The sequence below is a fragment of the Bartonella sp. OC16QHHD genome, from assembly GCF_042194035.1.
GTDB lineage: Bacteria > Pseudomonadota > Alphaproteobacteria > Rhizobiales > Rhizobiaceae > Bartonella.
The window spans coordinates 88,099-104,268 of the sequence record NZ_JBHIMJ010000014.1 but is presented as its reverse complement, the minus strand read 5'-3'; the positions used below and the strand labels follow the sequence as shown (position 1 = coordinate 104,268).

Here is a 16,170-nt window from a genome sequence, read left to right as displayed (position 1 = left end):
TTATTATCCGCTATAAAATTATACTTGGTACATTAATGTATTTACGCCCTGCTTCTTGTGCTATTCTTAACGCGTCTGATAATGAAATATCAGGACATTTGCGAATAGAAATCAGTTTAATAAGCATGGGCAAATTAACACCCGCAATCATTTCAACGCGTCCTTTTTCAATAGCAGGGATAGCTATATTTGATGGTGTTCCACCGAACACATCTGTTAATATGATGACGCCATGATCCGTATCTGTATCGGTTACTGCGGCTATAATATCACCTCGGCGCTGATCTATATCGTCATCGGGATAAACGCATATTGTTGCGAACTTTTCTTGTACTCCAACAACATGTTCCACGGCATGTAAAAATTCGACAGCCAGCTCACCGTGCGTTACAAGCACGAGTCCAATCATTTACGCAAACTCCTGTTAACTAATAAGACCCGACCATAGTTGGTGGGAAAGACATTGTACAAGGCTTTATCTTGCTGCCAAGAAAAATTTGCAAAAAAAAGGCAAAAATTGTGATTTTTTTATCTTTAGAAAAAAATTAGACAGATTTTTGCCATATTTTTCTAAACAAAAATGCTTCAATAGCTTGACAAATGGCTGTACAATCGGCTTCACGAAGAGAGGGAAGTTTTAAAAGAGGAATGTGCAAATTTTCAAATTGAAAAGTTTTATTTGTGGAAAAACGTTCATATTCCGGACCGAGAAAAATAACGCAATCGATAGTTGTGTGCTTTTTAAATTCTATCATATAAAGACCAACGCCACGAATCTCGATGCCGCCCTCTAAATTATCGGGAGTGTATCCGTGAAGCTTTCCATTTTCCGCACGCAACATTGTATAATCATCACTGATAAGCTTCGCTTCACGTTTTGACCACTCAGCGCGGTCAAGCAAAGAAAGGGTGATGGTTGATTTTCCTGATCCCGATGGACCTATAATTAACAGCCCCTTGCCGCCCAGTTGAAGGCAATTTGCGTGGAGTATTTCACATTTTGTTTTCATGCCTTTTACTTTGGATAAAAGATTTATTTAGCAAGCGGAAGCATAATAGTAAAACGTGCACCAGTTTTACACTTCCCAAGTGTAGGATCGATAATATTTTCGGCTGTAATTGTCCCATTATGAGCCTCGATGATTTGCCGACTAATAGAAAGGCCAAGTCCAGAGTTTTGTCCAAAAGCATCTTCATTTGGTCGATCTGTGTAAAAACGTTCAAAAATGCGTTCAATATTTTCTGAACGAATACCTGGGCCATTATCTTCAATGGTTAAAATAAGGGTTGAAGCATGACTTTTCATAGTAATGCAAATTTTGCCACGATTCCGAGGAATAAAAGAACGCGCATTTTCAAGAAGATTTGAAATCACTTGTCCTAAACGAAGTTCATGTCCCAATACAAGATAAGCTTTTCCATGAGGACGTGGGACAATATTAAGGCTTATATCAATAGTTTGCGTATTACGATACACTTCCTGAACAGCATGAACAAGACTTTCCAAAAGCGGCGTCATATCAACAATCTCTGCGGTTTCTCGTGCAAGCTCTGCATCGAGTCGCGATGCATCAGAAATATCTGTAATCAACCGATCAAGGCGGCGCACATCATGTTGAATAATTTCCAGCAATTTCTCTTGTGCTTCTTCATTTTTAGCCAGAGGGAGCGTTTCAACAGCACTGCGTAGAGAGGTGAGAGGATTTTTTAATTCGTGGCTTACATCAGCAGCAAAACGTTCAATGGCTTCAATACGCATATAAAGGGCATTAGTCATATCACGAATAGAAGTTGAAAGGTGACCAATTTCATCTTCACGCATTGAAAAATCAGGAATTTCTACACGCTGATTATTGCCATTACGCACTCGATTAGCCGAGGCAGATAATTTACTTAATGGATGGGCAATCGTATGGGCCAAAAAGAGAGAAAGAACCAAAAGTACGCTACCTACAACGGCAAAAACTTTAAAGATAACCAGTCTTTCGCCTTTTACAATGTTATCAATATCGGAACCAGTGGTTGAAAGAAGAAGAGCTCCAACCACTGCGCGATAGCGTTGAACAGGAACGGCAACAGAAACAATTAATTGCCCTTGTCTGTTGCGTCTTTTAGCCGTAGCAAGAGATCCGTTTAATGCGCGGTACACTTCTGGATAAGCAATACCACTGGTTTTTGTTTGTTCTCTGTCAAGAGCAATACCTTTGCCATAAAATGCGCTTGAATACCATGAAGTAAGGCGATCCCACATGTTTTGTTCTGTTTTAAGTGGGGGTAAATCATAACTAAAAACTTCTCCACTAGAATAAAGAACGCGCGAATCAAGAAGGAGAGTAGCATCACGATCATAGATACGTGCTCTTGTCGTTTTAGGTGTAATAAGACGCCGTAAAAGAGGGGCAACTTGCTCAGGGTTAATAGGAAAATCCCAAGAATCGGTTGATTGAGGAGCGGGTGTAACGCTTTCACCAGTCTGTAACTCTAAGAGTTTTTGAGGGTCAATGAGGATAGAATTTGTATCTACTGTTGCAGAAGCAGCAATAGCCCCAGCAATAATTTTTCCTTGGGTACATAAACTTTTGATTTTTGCTTCAATTAAACCATCGCGAAATTGGTTAAGGTATAAAATGCCTGTAACTAAAACGGCAAGAGCAGCAATGTTTAATATAACAATGCGACGTGTGAGGCTGGAAAAAAGCAATTGTCTAAAGAGACGTTGTGTTCGAAGATGCAAACGAGCGAACATAAGAAATGGCGTTGAGGATGTACCATTAACGGTTGTTTTTTGTAAAGTTTCCAGTTGAGAATTGTCTGTCATCGATTTGATTGCCATTCAAATTTTTGCGACAAAGTAGTTTTATACCTCGTGGAAACGATAACCTACACCATAAAGTGTTTCAATCATTGCAAAATCATCATCCACTTGTTTAAACTTTTTACGCAGACGTTTAATGTGACTATCAATGGTGCGATCATCTACGTAGACTTGATCACTATAAGCAGCATCCATTAAAGCATCACGACTTTTTACAACTCCTGGTCTTTGTGCTAAGGTTTGCAGAATCAAAAATTCCGTAACGGTTAAAATAACAGGTTTATCTTTCCATGTACAGGTGTGGCGTTCTTGATCCATCACAAGATCTCCGCGTTTGAGAGAAGAGGTGGAAGAAGTTCCTGTAGAAAGCGGTTGGTTACGTGCATTAGAACGGCGTAAAATAGCTTTCACGCGTTCAATAAGAAGACGTTGGGAGAAAGGTTTAGTAATAAAATCATCAGCTCCCATTTTGAGACCAAATAATTCATCAATTTCATCATCTTTAGAGGTAAGAAAAATAACTGGAAGATCAGATTTTTGACGCAAACGACGCAAAAGTTCCATCCCATCCATTCGGGGCATTTTAATATCAAAAATAGCTAAGTGTGGAGGGTGAAGTGTGAGACCCTTGAGTGCAGATGCTCCATCTGTATAGCTTTCAACCCGATATCCTTCTGTCTCAAGCGCAAAAGATAAAGATGTCAAAATATTGCGATCATCATCAACAAGTACAATCGTTTGCGTGATTGTTGGTGTATCTTTCATGGTTTCTTAGACCTTTCTATTGCTGTGGTAGCAAATTACCCACACTTATTTATATGGGAGTTCATATTTTTTTTGCAAAACAAATATGATACAAATTGTAGCAAAGTAAAAAACCTTCTGTCATTACTGTAAAATCTTGTTTTGCTTTCATAATTTATAATGTTTCTACGTCTATTAAGATCCCTTCATTTGAGAGAAAATTTTCATAAAGGCTTTTTTTATCAAGGTTTATTACAAAGTTTATTATTGTATTTGTCTCATAATTGAACAGATGTAGTTTTGATTGTTGAAGTTTAGAAAATCTGCCTATGTGTTTTAAGAGCAAAGAAAAGAATGTGGCAATATATGCACAAAAATTTGTTTCTGCTACACGAAAGGAGGTCGTAATGGGATTTTTTAATTTTATTAAAACTGTAGGGGAAAAATTAGGTATTGGGGACCATGAACCAAAAGAAAAGGATTTTAAGAGAGCATTTGATCATTTTCAACTCGGTACAGAAAAAGTCAATATTCAAGTTGAAGACGGTAAAGCTATTTTAAGCGGTGAAGTTCCAGATAGGGAAACACTTGAAAAAGCACTGCTGGTTGTTGGCAATTCACAAGGTATCTCTTCTGTAGATGTTGATCAATTAAAGGTTATAGATACAACGCCTAGAAAAACTTCTCGCTTTTATGAGGTTAAATCTGGTGATAATCTTTGGAAAATTGCTGAAGAGGTTTATGGAAAAGGGCAAGGTAATAAAAACACATTTATTTTTGAAGCCAATAAGCCAATGCTAAAATCTCCCGATAAAATTTATCCTGGACAAGTTTTACGTATTCCTGAAATTGACCATAGTTAATTCATCAAAGGGGATAATTTTTTACTGATGGCATTAAACAAAAAATAAAGAAGCGTAAAAAATTTCACGCTTCTTCATTTTATAAAGTGTGTATTTATAATAAAAGGAGCTTAATGAACAGGAGAGGATTTAGAAGGTGATGGTACTTTCATAGCGTTTACAGAGAAATCAACATCAATGGTTCCTGCTTTCTCAAATGTTAATTTTGCGCTAATTTTATCACCTAACTTAAATGGTTGTGAAAGCCCCATGAACATAATATGATCACCGCCAGGCTTAAGCGTGATTTCGCCATTTCCCGGAATTTCAATGCCATTGTGCATTTTTTCCATTTTCATAATATCATTAACGACAGCCATAGAGTGTATCTCTGTTGTTTTTACTCCGTTTGTGGAAATAGAAACCAAACGGTCTGGGGTATTACTGTGATTAATAATGTAGAGATAACCGCTACCAACTCTTATACCTCTAAGTGTTTCGCGTGTCCAAGGATTGAGAATTTCTATGTCGCCAAGTTTATATTGCTGAGCACCTGCTGGCAGGGTTATACCAGCAAAGAGAAGAGCACACACGATATTTATGATAACCTTTTTGTATGGATATTGTGTATGTATTATATTCTTAAAGATGAGATTTGTTATTTTCTTAATAATAGATGTCATCATTGATTTACCCTCCTTCATAAGATTCATACTTTGAATATTTTTTATTTTAGCAGAGCTTTTATTTAAAATAAAAGAAAGAAATGCTAAAATAAAATTGATTTGAATATAAAAATCATAGAATTCTTGAAATTTAAAAGAAGACAGTAAGATTTACAATGACAACACACCTCTTAACGCTTCCGTGTTCATCTCATAAATAGTATTTGCAAATGGTATAAAATCTATGATGCACTACTATTTTACTTAATGAAGATATAATACAGAACAATCATCAACCACTTTACCAATTTTTAATATTATGACAGCTCTTGGCATTTTAAAGCGTTTATACAGAGGTATTTTTATATATTTTCAAAGTTCAAAATTATACAGTTAAGAAAAAACGCTTTAGGTGAATTTAAAGCACAGATTTCAAAAGCCGCAAACAATGAGACCGTTAGAAGGAGAATTTTTGAAAGGAGATCGATAGATAATACCTTTACTGATATGAGCATTAGATATGATGACTATTTTAGTCCAAGGAAAATTTATAATATTTGTGATATAAATTATTCGCCTTTTAAAAAGCTTTTACGTGAGTATGATTTTATCAATGATGAGAAGATCAAGAGCGAGAGTGCAATCATTCTTTTATTTTTTAATTTTTATAGAAAGATATATTTTTTAAGAATCGCAAGAAAAATATGTTATACTCTCAAGTCTCTCATAAATATGGTATTTATGGGTCATTAGCGTGCCTATTTTAAAATAAATTTTTTATTTTGGAGATGTTTCTCTCATTATTCTCTTGTAGCAATAAAAGCCTGTTCTTATATACGAGGCAGCAAGGCTTGTTGCGACTTGCAGTTTATTATTATTTATGTTGCTTGAAGCAATATACGGGCTTTAGGTGTTATGAGGAGCTATCTTAAAAAGATGCTTTATGAAGGTTGAGGTAGCTTGCTGAATGGAGATTATAATATGGCAAAAGTAATTGGTATTGATTTGGGGACAACGAACTCTTGTGTGGCTGTTATGGATGGCAAAAACGCAAAAGTTATTGAAAACTCAGAAGGAGCGCGAACAACACCTTCCGTTGTTGCCTTTACTGATGGGGGGGAGCGGCTTGTTGGGCAACCTGCTAAACGGCAGGCGGTGACAAATCCTGAAGGGACAGTTTTTGCAGTTAAACGTTTGATAGGGCGCCGTTTTGATGACCCTATGGTTGAAAAAGATAAAGCGCTTGTTCCTTATAAAATTGTTAAAGGTGACAATGGTGATGCATGGGTTGAAGAGGCGGGAAAGAAATATTCTCCGTCACAAATTTCAGCTATGATTTTGCAAAAGATGAAGGAAACAGCAGAATCTTATCTTGGTGAAAAAGTTGAACAAGCCGTTATTACGGTTCCTGCTTATTTTAATGATGCGCAACGTCAAGCCACGAAAGACGCAGGTAAAATTGCTGGACTTGAAGTTTTACGGATTATTAATGAGCCAACTGCTGCTGCTTTAGCTTATGGTTTGGACAAAAAGGACGGAAAAACAATTGCTGTTTACGACCTTGGTGGTGGTACATTTGATATTTCAGTCCTTGAAATTGGAGATGGGGTTTTTGAGGTTAAGTCAACCAATGGAGATACGTTTTTAGGGGGTGAAGACTTTGACATGCGCTTGGTTGGTTATTTTGCCGATGAATTCAAAAAAGAGCAAGGAATTGATCTGAAGAATGATAAACTCGCTTTACAGCGCTTAAAAGAAGCGGCAGAAAAAGCAAAAATTGAGCTTTCTTCGTCACAGCAAACAGAAATCAATTTACCATTTATCACGGCAGATCAATCAGGTCCCAAGCACTTAACAATGAAATTGACTCGGGCAAAATTTGAATCTCTCGTTGACGATTTAGTGCAGCGTACCATTGAACCTTGTAAAGCTGCGTTGAAAGATGCTGGATTAAAGGCCGGTGAGATTGACGAAGTTGTTTTAGTGGGTGGAATGACACGTATGCCCAAGATTCAGCAAGTTGTGCAGAGCTTCTTTGGTAAAGATCCCCACAAAGGCGTTAATCCTGATGAAGTGGTCGCAATGGGTGCTGCCATCCAAGGAGGTGTATTGCAAGGCGATGTCAAAGATGTGTTGTTGCTAGATGTAACACCTTTATCTTTGGGTATTGAAACCTTGGGTGGGGTTTTCACACGCCTTATTGAGCGCAATACCACTATCCCCACGAAAAAATCGCAAGTTTTTTCGACAGCTGATGATAACCAGAGTGCTGTAACGATTCGTGTTTTCCAAGGTGAACGGGAAATGGCAAGTGATAATAAGTTATTGGCTCAATTTGATCTTGTTGGTATTCCTCCAGCACCACGTGGTATACCTCAAATTGAAGTTACTTTTGATATCGATGCGAATGGTATTGTTAATGTTTCGGCCAAAGATAAGGGAACAGGTAAAGAGCATCAAATTCGTATTCAGGCATCAGGTGGTTTAAGTGATGCTGATATTGAAAAAATGGTAAAGGATGCAGAAGAGCACGCGGCTGAGGATAAAAAACGCCGTGAAGGTGTTGAAGCTAGAAATCAAGCGGAGGCTCTTATTCATTCAACTGAAAAGTCGCTCAATGAATATGGCGATAAAGTATCAGCTGAAGAAAAGGGACAGATTGAAACAGCAATATCTGATTTGAAATCTGCGCTTGAAGGCAGTGATACGGAAGAAGTAACAACAAAGATGCAAAAATTAGCAGAAGTCAGTATGAAACTTGGACAGGCTATGTACGAAGCCTCACAAGCAGCGAGCGCTGACACTGAAACAGAGGCAAAGAATGATGATGTTGTTGATGCTGATTTTGAAGAAGTTAATGATAAGAAGAAATAGTGTCAGCATATGTGTTGATTAATTGATAAACCCGGCCTTTGAAATATAAGGCTGGGCTTTATTATTTGAGATAAGTTGCAACTTTGTTGCTAAAAATATAAATTAAAAGCAATATTATCCATAAAGATGGATGACAGAAAAATTATCAGGAATACATGATGAAGGTTGACTATTATGAAATTCTTGGCGTGACTCGCGAATGTGATGATAAAAAGTTGAAATCTGCTTTTCGTAAGTTGGCAATGCAATATCATCCTGATCGCAACGCGGGGGATAAAGAGGCAGAGCGAAAATTCAAAGAAATTGGCGAAGCCTATGAAGTTCTTAAAGATCCCCAGAAGCGTGCTGCTTATGATCGATTTGGCCATGCGGCCTTTGAAAATAGCGGTGGTCAAGGGGGGGGAGCAAATCCCTTTGGTGGTTTTGCTGCTGGTGGTGGATTTGCGGATATTTTCGAAGACTTTTTTGGTGAGATTATGGGAGGGACACACCGTAAGCGTGGTGATAGTCGCGAACGTGGCGCAGATTTGAGTTATAATATGGAAGTGACTTTAGAAGAGGCATTTTCAGGAAAAACTGCAGAAATTAATATTCCCAGTTCCGTTACGTGTGATGTTTGTGAAGGATCAGGAGCGAGAAAAGGCTCTAAGCCGCAAGTTTGTGGAACATGTCATGGATCTGGTCGTGTGCGTGCTGCACAGGGTTTCTTTTCTATTGAGCGGACATGTCCTACATGTCATGGACGTGGTGAAACTATTACGGATCCATGCCCCAAATGTCAGGGGACACGGCGTATAGAGAAAAAACGTTCATTAAGCGTAAATGTTCCAGCTGGTATTGAAGATGGAACGCGTATTCGCCTTTCTGGTGAGGGTGATGCTGGTATTCGTGGTGGCCCCAATGGTGATCTTTATATTTTCCTTTCCATTAAACCGCATGAGTTTTTTCAGCGAGAAGGAGCAGATCTTCACTGTCGCGTTCCTATTTCAATGGTAACAGCTGCTTTAGGAGGAGAGTTTGAAGTTTCCGACCTTGATGGTGTTAAAGCACGCGTTAAGATTCCAGAAGGGACACAAAATGGACGTCAATTCCGCCTTAGAGGCAAAGGTATGCCCATGTTGCGCCGTCAGCAAGCAAGGGGTGATCTTTACATCCATATCACGATTGAGACACCGCAGAAATTAACGCAAGAACAACGTGAATTGTTGCAAAAATTTGAGAAACTCTCAAATCATGAAAATTCACCGCAATCACATGGTTTTTTTTCACGTATGAAAGAATTTTTTGAAAATATTTCTGGTTAAAATATGTGAATGTTCTCAGAATAATTAGAGAGAACTGTGGGAAAGTTATTTTCATTAAGCTTTCTATTGTCTCATTATCTTTGAAAAGCATTTTTTCTTGAAAAGAAAAGAGAGAGACAGCTAATTTAGGATAAACTCCTGCTGCTGATAGTTTTTATATTTCATGAGTTTTATGGATAAGTCTTATTTTTGAGTGTCTATGACATTTTAAAAAGGGCTTATCCATATAAGAACGCAATTGAGTGATTGATAATAAATATTGCCAGTGTCATGATAACTGCCTTTATGCATTCAGTATTTTTTGTGTTTATTTTTTCACTCAAAATTTCTTTTTAAAGGCTCTATAATAAAACTATAAAATAGGTAGCGGCTTGCCAAGAAACGCTAAATAAGCTGTTAGGCAATCCATCTTTTTCAAATAAAGTATCAACTTCTTATAACCGATTTTATTTTTGGCATTTCTCATAGTTTTAATCACTTCTTCCTTTAAAATAAGGGTTATTTTATTCGGAATAGCTTTTACATGCCTCATCGTAGCTTTTAGCAGTAATCATGTCTTTTTAGATGCGGATTTAGTTTTGTATTTCTGATGTCATAAATAGTTCTTCCAGATAATAAAAAACGCTATAATCAAGTTTATTTTGTTCCAAAGAAATTGTGGGATGAGATAATGTGTGTTGAATGCTAAAGAAGACATAACAAAACACGTTTTGAGGTATTCGATGTATCTCTCTTGTGGGGAAACAGATTCGATGGAATTCACTTAATTGAATTTATTGGCATAATAAAAAGTTGGTGGGAAGATAGAGGAAGTTACCTTTAAAAAGAAAAAATAATACAATAAAAAATAGCACAATATGCTTAGAAAACAGCACGATATATTGTTGAAATTGATTAGTGATATGGAAAGGGAAATTTACGAAATGAATCTTTTTTCATAAAATAACATAATTAAAAGAATTAAAAATTCTAAAAAACATTGAATAATTCAAGCATGTATCGCTATGCAGAAAGAAAAACTTAATGACAGATCATGAAAAATGAGAAGTTTTATAAAATCTTACGAAGAGAGTAATCTAAACAATTAAATGCTTTTACGAAGATGCTTCTGAAGAGTTATCGAAATAAAGTCACAATATATGATAATTTTGCAAAGCCTTTTTTCGATTTTACGATATAAAAAGATAAATTATTATTATAAATCAACTTATTATAATTCTCCATGAGGAGCGTTCAGTTGACATTTCCTCATGTTTAATGATTGAGAAAAAGTCAAATTTTTAAAACAAAAGTTATAGTTTATTGAGATAAGCTATAAAGCGGTTGAGTGATTTCTTATCTTGGGAATATGTTAATTTTATTATGATAAGAAGCTTTATTTTTATCTTACAAAATCAATGGTTGTATATATTCCTATTCATTGTTAAGTATCCATAGTGATAAACTAATGAGTTGAATGTACGGCTTAGCTTCAAAATTTTGCTTTTCAATTTTATATATAAGATCATAAAATAATGACATTTTTTTACGTCTATTTTGTTTAATTTTTCGCTGTCAATTTTTAAAGGAAGTTTTTTGTATTTCATTTCGCTATTCCTTTTTCGTAATTTAGAGGAAAATTGACGATTTTCAGGGGAGGGGGTGGATAGAGTAAAGTTTGGTTTTATTGTTTTCACTTTTCCTAAATTTCATTAAGAGATGGTAAAAAGTGATGAGGAGGCTCTATTGATGGATGATGCTAAAAACGGTGATGTAGATGTTTTGGAAAAACAAGCAGCATTTTTATCGTCTGCTTTACCTTATATGCAAAAATATGAAAATGAAACGGTCGTGGTAAAATATGGCGGCCATGCTATGGGTGATCCTGCTTTGGGGCGAGCATTTGCGCGTGATATTGCTCTATTAAAGCAATCGGGAATTAATCCTGTTGTTGTTCATGGTGGTGGTCCTCAAATTGCTGAAATTTTAATGAAAATGGGGATTGAATCGCGATTTGAAAACGGACTACGGGTAACCGATGAGCGGATCGTTGAAGTGGTTGAAATGGTTTTAGCGGGTTCCATAAATAAAGAAATTGTTGCTCTCATCAATGCTGAGGGTGAATGGGCAATAGGATTATGCGGCAAGGATGGCAATATGGTTTTTGCCGAAAAGGCTTATAAAACTGTCATTGATCCTGATTCGCATATTGAACGTGTTTTAGATTTGGGGTTTGTTGGTGAGCCCGTTGAAGTTGATCGCACATTGCTAGATCTTTTAGCATCTTCTGAAATGATACCAGTTCTTGCTCCTGTAGCTCCAGGACGCGATGGTAAAACTTATAATATCAATGCTGATATTTTTGCTGGAGCTATTGCTGGTGCATTAGAGGCTAAACGCCTTTTATTTCTCACTGATGTTCCTGGTGTTTTGGATAAACAGGGTAAACTTTTAAAAGAATTGACAGTTTCTGAAGCTGAGAAATTTATTAAAAATGGGACAATTTCAGGAGGCATGATTCCAAAAGTAGAGACTTGTATAAAAGCCCTTCAAAATGGTGTGGAAGGTGTTGTCATTTTAAATGGTAAAACTCCTCATTCTGTTTTACTAGAGCTGTTTACCGAACAGGGAGTTGGAACGCTTATTGTTTCATAAATTGTGGGGAAAATTGGAAGAGAAAGTTTTTCATGGTGAATCTAAAACAGTTTAAATATCCTTTATTAAGTAAGCCAGAATTGGCAATATTTACTGCGACAATATTGTGGGGCATTACATTTTTAGTCATTCACATTGCGGTACGCTATAGTGGTCCTCTGTTTTTTGTTGGATTTCGTTTTATTGTTGCATCTCTTATATGTGGGGTAATTTTTTGGCGCTCTATAAAAGGTATAACTGTTTATGAAGTTTTCGCTGGGATGGCGATAGGTTTAGCCATGTTTTTTGGTTATGCTTTTCAAGCAGCTGGACTTCAAACAATTATTAGTAGTCAGTCAGCTTTTATCACAGCGCTTTATGTACCGATGGTTCCAATCTTGCAATGGATTGTTTTTAAAAAACCTCCCCGTTTAGCTTGTTGGATTGGTATTATTTTCGCTTTTATTGGGCTTGTATTTATTTCAGGACAAAAGCCGGGAAATTTTGATTTTTCAAAAGGCGAAATTTTAACTTTGTTAGGCGCTTTAGCGATTGCTGGAGAAGTCATACTCATCGGAATTTTTGCGAACAAGGTTGATAGTCGGCGTGTAACCATTATTCAGTTATTTTTTAGTGGTTTTTTTTCATTTGCTTGTATGCCTTTGATGGGTGAAAGCATTCCTGAATTTTCGTGGGTGTGGTTTAATATTGGTATAGGATTGGCATTAATGAGTGCCATCATTCAATTAGCTATGAATTGGGCACAAAAGTCTATTTCCCCTACGCGTGCGACACTCATTTACGCAGGTGAACCGGTATGGGCTGGTATTGTTGGGCGTTTGGCTGGAGAACATTTATCTCCCTTAGCTTTATTGGGCGGTTTGCTTATTCTGATTGGGATCATTGTGGCTGAATTACAACCTTCACAATGGCGTAAAAAAAATAAAGCAATTAAAAAAATTGATTAGCTATACATTTTTTTATTATGATTTTATTGCATGAGATTTTTTCTTGTAGAGTTTTCATTTTTAAAGCTTTTTTAATATTAAGATGATTAAGAAGTTCTATAAGTTATTCCAGCTTTTGCATGCCAAATTGGAGAAATAGTATGCTTCTATCTGTTTGCCTAACTTCTGAAACGGGCAGACAACCTTTATTAAGCCAAAGCATGAGGTGATATAAAGGTAAAAATTAACGCCCATCTTTAAATTCGGCTTTACAACTTTCAAAAACATCTACGGTAATGTTTTTGAATAATGAAAACTATGCACTGTCGCACGTTATTTCTTTTGTCCTTTAATAGAGTTACGCTTCTCACGCAAAATAGAACGTCCAAAGTACCCCATAACGTTGTACATTAAATCGTTTTTTAAAAGATAATTTTCTCAATATACATCATATTCATTGACGGTCCACATGAAGTATAGAAAAACCACAGAGCATCATTATAAATCAATGCGTTATCCAATGAATCAAAGAGGATTGGTGTGTTTTATCTTTAATAGAGGAAAGAAGGAGTTATATAAAAAGTATATAAAAACATCACTCAATAGAGCATATTTCTAAAGTTTTAAAAATTGAGAAGAAACTCCCTCGATATTCATGTTATCTTATATAAGATTGCTAAAAAAGAAGATTATTGCATACAAATAAAAAAGCATTTCTTGCGAATTTATTGCAAGCCTAAATGATATACACGCCCATCATATAAATATGATAATACATTGATTTATAATTATAATATATCATTATTCACATTGAGTTAGAACCCTGAATACTGTAAAACTTTCTCACTTCAAATCATTTTCATGTTAAATCAATCCAAATCACTTGCTTACACATCACAAGTGGGTGGGGGGCATGTGGGTAAAGACTGTACAAGAAAGGCATATCTCTTATAAACTTTTTCAAGTGTAAAGGATCGTCGTAATATTGGAGGTTGGCAAAGTGTGTGATGGTGCCAGCTTACTACAGCATATGAGTTATCAAATAAGATGTGAAAGGATCATTTTAGCACCCTTGGATTTAATTTAGCAAACAAAAGCCTCATTTTTTAGGCTATAAAAAGTTGTGTTTTGAGAAGCTTTTTAGGTTTATATTCTTTTGATAGAAGCCGGAGCATAATTGGTCTTTGCGTTTTGTATTATTCTTTGCTAAATCGCATTATATGACAATAGATCGTAATTATATTCGTAATTTTTCCATCGTGGCGCATATTGATCACGGCAAATCCACTTTAGCTGATCGTTTGATTCAAATAACAGGTGGGCTTGATACACGTGAGATGAAAGAACAAGTACTCGATTCCATGGATATTGAGCGTGAACGTGGAATTACTATTAAAGCACAGACGGTACGTTTACACTATAAAGCAAAGAATGGTGAAACCTATATTTTAAATCTTATGGATACACCTGGTCATGTGGATTTTGCTTATGAGGTTTCGCGTTCATTGGCAGCTTGTGAAGGTTCTCTGTTGGTGGTGGATGCAAGCCAAGGCGTAGAGGCGCAGACGTTAGCAAATGTTTATCAAGCCATTGATAATTCCCATGAGTTGGTTGTTGTTCTCAATAAAGTTGATCTTCCAGCAGCAGAACCTGAGCGTGTTAAAGAACAAATTGAAGATGTGATAGGCATTGATACATCTCAAGCAGTAGAAATATCAGCAAAAACAGGTTTGGGAGTTCCTGATGTTCTGGAGGCAATTGTTGCACAATTACCACCTCCACATACAGGCGATGTTGCAAATCCCTTGAAAGCAATGTTGGTTGATAGCTGGTATGACGCATATCTTGGTGTCATTGTTTTGGTACGGGTGATAGATGGTATTTTAAAAAAAGGCCAAACCATTCGTATGATGGGTACAGGAGCAAAATATCCAGTTGAGCGCGTTGGGGTTTTTACACCTAAAATGGTACAGGTTGATGAGTTAGGACCGGGCGAGATTGGTTTTATCACTGCTTCTATCAAAGAGGTAGCAGATACACGGGTTGGGGATACGATTACTGAAGAGCGTCGTCCTTGTGAAAATGCTTTGCCTGGTTTTAAGCCGGCGCAACCTGTTGTCTTTTGTGGACTTTTTCCAATTGATGCTGCCGATTTTGATGATTTGCGTGCAGCCATGGGCAAATTACGCTTAAATGATGCGAGTTTTTCTTTTGAAATGGAAACGTCTGCGGCTTTGGGGTTTGGTTTTCGCTGTGGTTTTTTGGGACTTCTGCATCTTGAAATTATTCAAGAGCGATTAGAGCGTGAGTTTAATTTGGATTTAATTGCGACAGCACCTTCAGTTGTTTATCGCATGAATATGAATGATGGTTCTGTTAAAGAGTTGCACAATCCAGCGGATATGCCTGATGTGGTTAAAATTTCTTCCATAGAAGAACCATGGATTCGAGCGACAATCATGACTCCTGATAATTATCTTGGGTCAATTTTAGAGCTATGCCAAGAGCGGCGTGGGGTACAGGTTGGTTTGTCCTATGTTGGAACCCGTGCTATGGTAACGTATGATTTACCACTGAATGAAGTTGTTTTTGATTTTTATGATCGGCTAAAATCGATTTCAAAGGGTTATGCTTCTTTTGATTATCAAATGACAGATTATGCAGAAGGTGATTTAGTTAAAATGTCTATTTTGGTGAATGGAGAGCCTATTGATGCATTATCGATGCTTGTTCACCGCACGATTGCAGAAAAGCGCGGGCGTTCAATGTGTGAAAAACTGAAAGATCTTATTCCTCAGCATATGTTTCAGATTCCAGTTCAAGCGGCTATTGGTGGTAAAGTTATAGCGCGCGAAACGATTCGTGCTTTGCGTAAAGATGTAACAGCGAAATGTTACGGGGGTGATGTTACACGTAAGCGCAAACTTTTGGAAAAGCAAAAAGAAGGCAAAAAGCGGATGCGCCAATTTGGAAAAGTAGAAATTCCACAATCGGCATTTATTCAAGCGCTCAAAATGAACAAATAATGAAAAAAGGGGTATTTTCTCTCATTGATTGCGCTTTTGCTTTTGTCGATTGGTTCAGGTGTTTAAAGGATACTTTAAATAGAATTGCGCCGTGCTTCATGTTTTTGTGTATTGCGTAATGGTGTCACTTTCTCACGTAAAACAGAATGCTTTAAACAAAATACATTTATGTTGCATATTGGCGTGCTCGTTTTCGTAAATCATCACTCAATACATCAAACTCCATTTCACAACGGGGGCTATGAAAAATATAACGTAAAATACACTGTGAATGATATAAAATCCATTTGGCATTACCGCTTTTACGCGTCAGAAAGGTGCAAAGCGCACCCATCATACT

11 protein-coding genes are annotated in these 16,170 nt (G+C 36.7%); 6 read left to right on the top strand and 5 right to left on the bottom strand.

Features of this window, described 5'->3' with window-relative positions; translation table 11 throughout:
• Positions 1 to 10: 10 nt before the first annotated feature.
• The 4 genes from ACFIK1_RS02255 to ACFIK1_RS02240 all read right to left on the bottom strand — a co-directional run bounded on the left by ACFIK1_RS02255 (position 11) and on the right by ACFIK1_RS02240 (position 3,580).
• Positions 11 to 409, bottom strand: coding sequence for a PTS sugar transporter subunit IIA (locus tag ACFIK1_RS02255; protein WP_375606142.1), 399 nt, complete (start codon positions 407 to 409; stop codon positions 11 to 13).
• Between the two features lie 136 nt (positions 410 to 545).
• Positions 546 to 1,010, bottom strand: a complete 465-nt coding sequence (locus ACFIK1_RS02250) for an HPr kinase/phosphatase C-terminal domain-containing protein (RefSeq protein ID WP_375612806.1) — start codon at positions 1,008 to 1,010, stop codon at positions 546 to 548.
• Between the two features lie 23 nt (positions 1,011 to 1,033).
• A complete protein-coding gene (locus ACFIK1_RS02245) occupies positions 1,034 to 2,818 on the bottom strand; it encodes a stimulus-sensing domain-containing protein (RefSeq protein WP_375611388.1) in 1,785 nt (594 codons plus the stop codon).
• 39 nt (positions 2,819 to 2,857) lie between these two features.
• Complete coding sequence (locus ACFIK1_RS02240; protein WP_005774392.1) at positions 2,858 to 3,580, bottom strand: response regulator transcription factor; 723 nt, start codon at positions 3,578 to 3,580, stop codon at positions 2,858 to 2,860.
• Positions 3,581 to 3,966: 386 nt separating this feature from the next.
• On the opposite strand from ACFIK1_RS02240, the gene lysM reads away from it, so the two are divergent.
• Complete coding sequence (lysM, locus tag ACFIK1_RS02235; protein WP_375606145.1) at positions 3,967 to 4,422, top strand: peptidoglycan-binding protein LysM; 456 nt, start codon at positions 3,967 to 3,969, stop codon at positions 4,420 to 4,422.
• A 110-nt stretch (positions 4,423 to 4,532) separates the two neighbouring features.
• On the opposite strand, the gene ACFIK1_RS02230 is transcribed toward lysM, so the two are convergent.
• A complete protein-coding gene (locus ACFIK1_RS02230) occupies positions 4,533 to 5,087 on the bottom strand; it encodes a copper chaperone PCu(A)C (RefSeq protein ID WP_375633676.1) in 555 nt (184 codons plus the stop codon).
• Positions 5,088 to 6,047: 960 nt separating this feature from the next.
• Here ACFIK1_RS02230 and dnaK point away from each other — a divergent pair.
• The 5 genes from dnaK (at position 6,048) to lepA (ending at position 15,830) form a co-directional block, all read left to right on the top strand.
• Complete coding sequence (gene dnaK / locus ACFIK1_RS02225) at positions 6,048 to 7,940, top strand: molecular chaperone DnaK (RefSeq protein ID WP_273790233.1); 1,893 nt, start codon at positions 6,048 to 6,050, stop codon at positions 7,938 to 7,940.
• 158 nt (positions 7,941 to 8,098) lie between these two features.
• The gene (gene dnaJ / locus ACFIK1_RS02220) at positions 8,099 to 9,244 is read left to right on the top strand and encodes a molecular chaperone DnaJ (RefSeq protein WP_375662049.1); all 1,146 of its coding nucleotides are present in this window, start codon (positions 8,099 to 8,101) and stop codon (positions 9,242 to 9,244) included.
• A 1,728-nt stretch (positions 9,245 to 10,972) separates the two neighbouring features.
• Positions 10,973 to 11,878 (top strand): acetylglutamate kinase, encoded by a 906-nt coding sequence (gene argB / locus ACFIK1_RS02215; protein WP_375611391.1) that lies wholly within the window; start codon positions 10,973 to 10,975, stop codon positions 11,876 to 11,878.
• A 32-nt stretch (positions 11,879 to 11,910) separates the two neighbouring features.
• Positions 11,911 to 12,825: a DMT family transporter gene (locus ACFIK1_RS02210; RefSeq protein WP_375611392.1), complete on the top strand. Its 915-nt coding sequence runs from the start codon at positions 11,911 to 11,913 to the stop codon at positions 12,823 to 12,825.
• A 1,199-nt stretch (positions 12,826 to 14,024) separates the two neighbouring features.
• Complete coding sequence (lepA, locus tag ACFIK1_RS02205; protein ID WP_375611467.1) at positions 14,025 to 15,830, top strand: translation elongation factor 4; 1,806 nt, start codon at positions 14,025 to 14,027, stop codon at positions 15,828 to 15,830.
• The last annotated feature ends 340 nt before the right edge of the window (positions 15,831 to 16,170 follow it).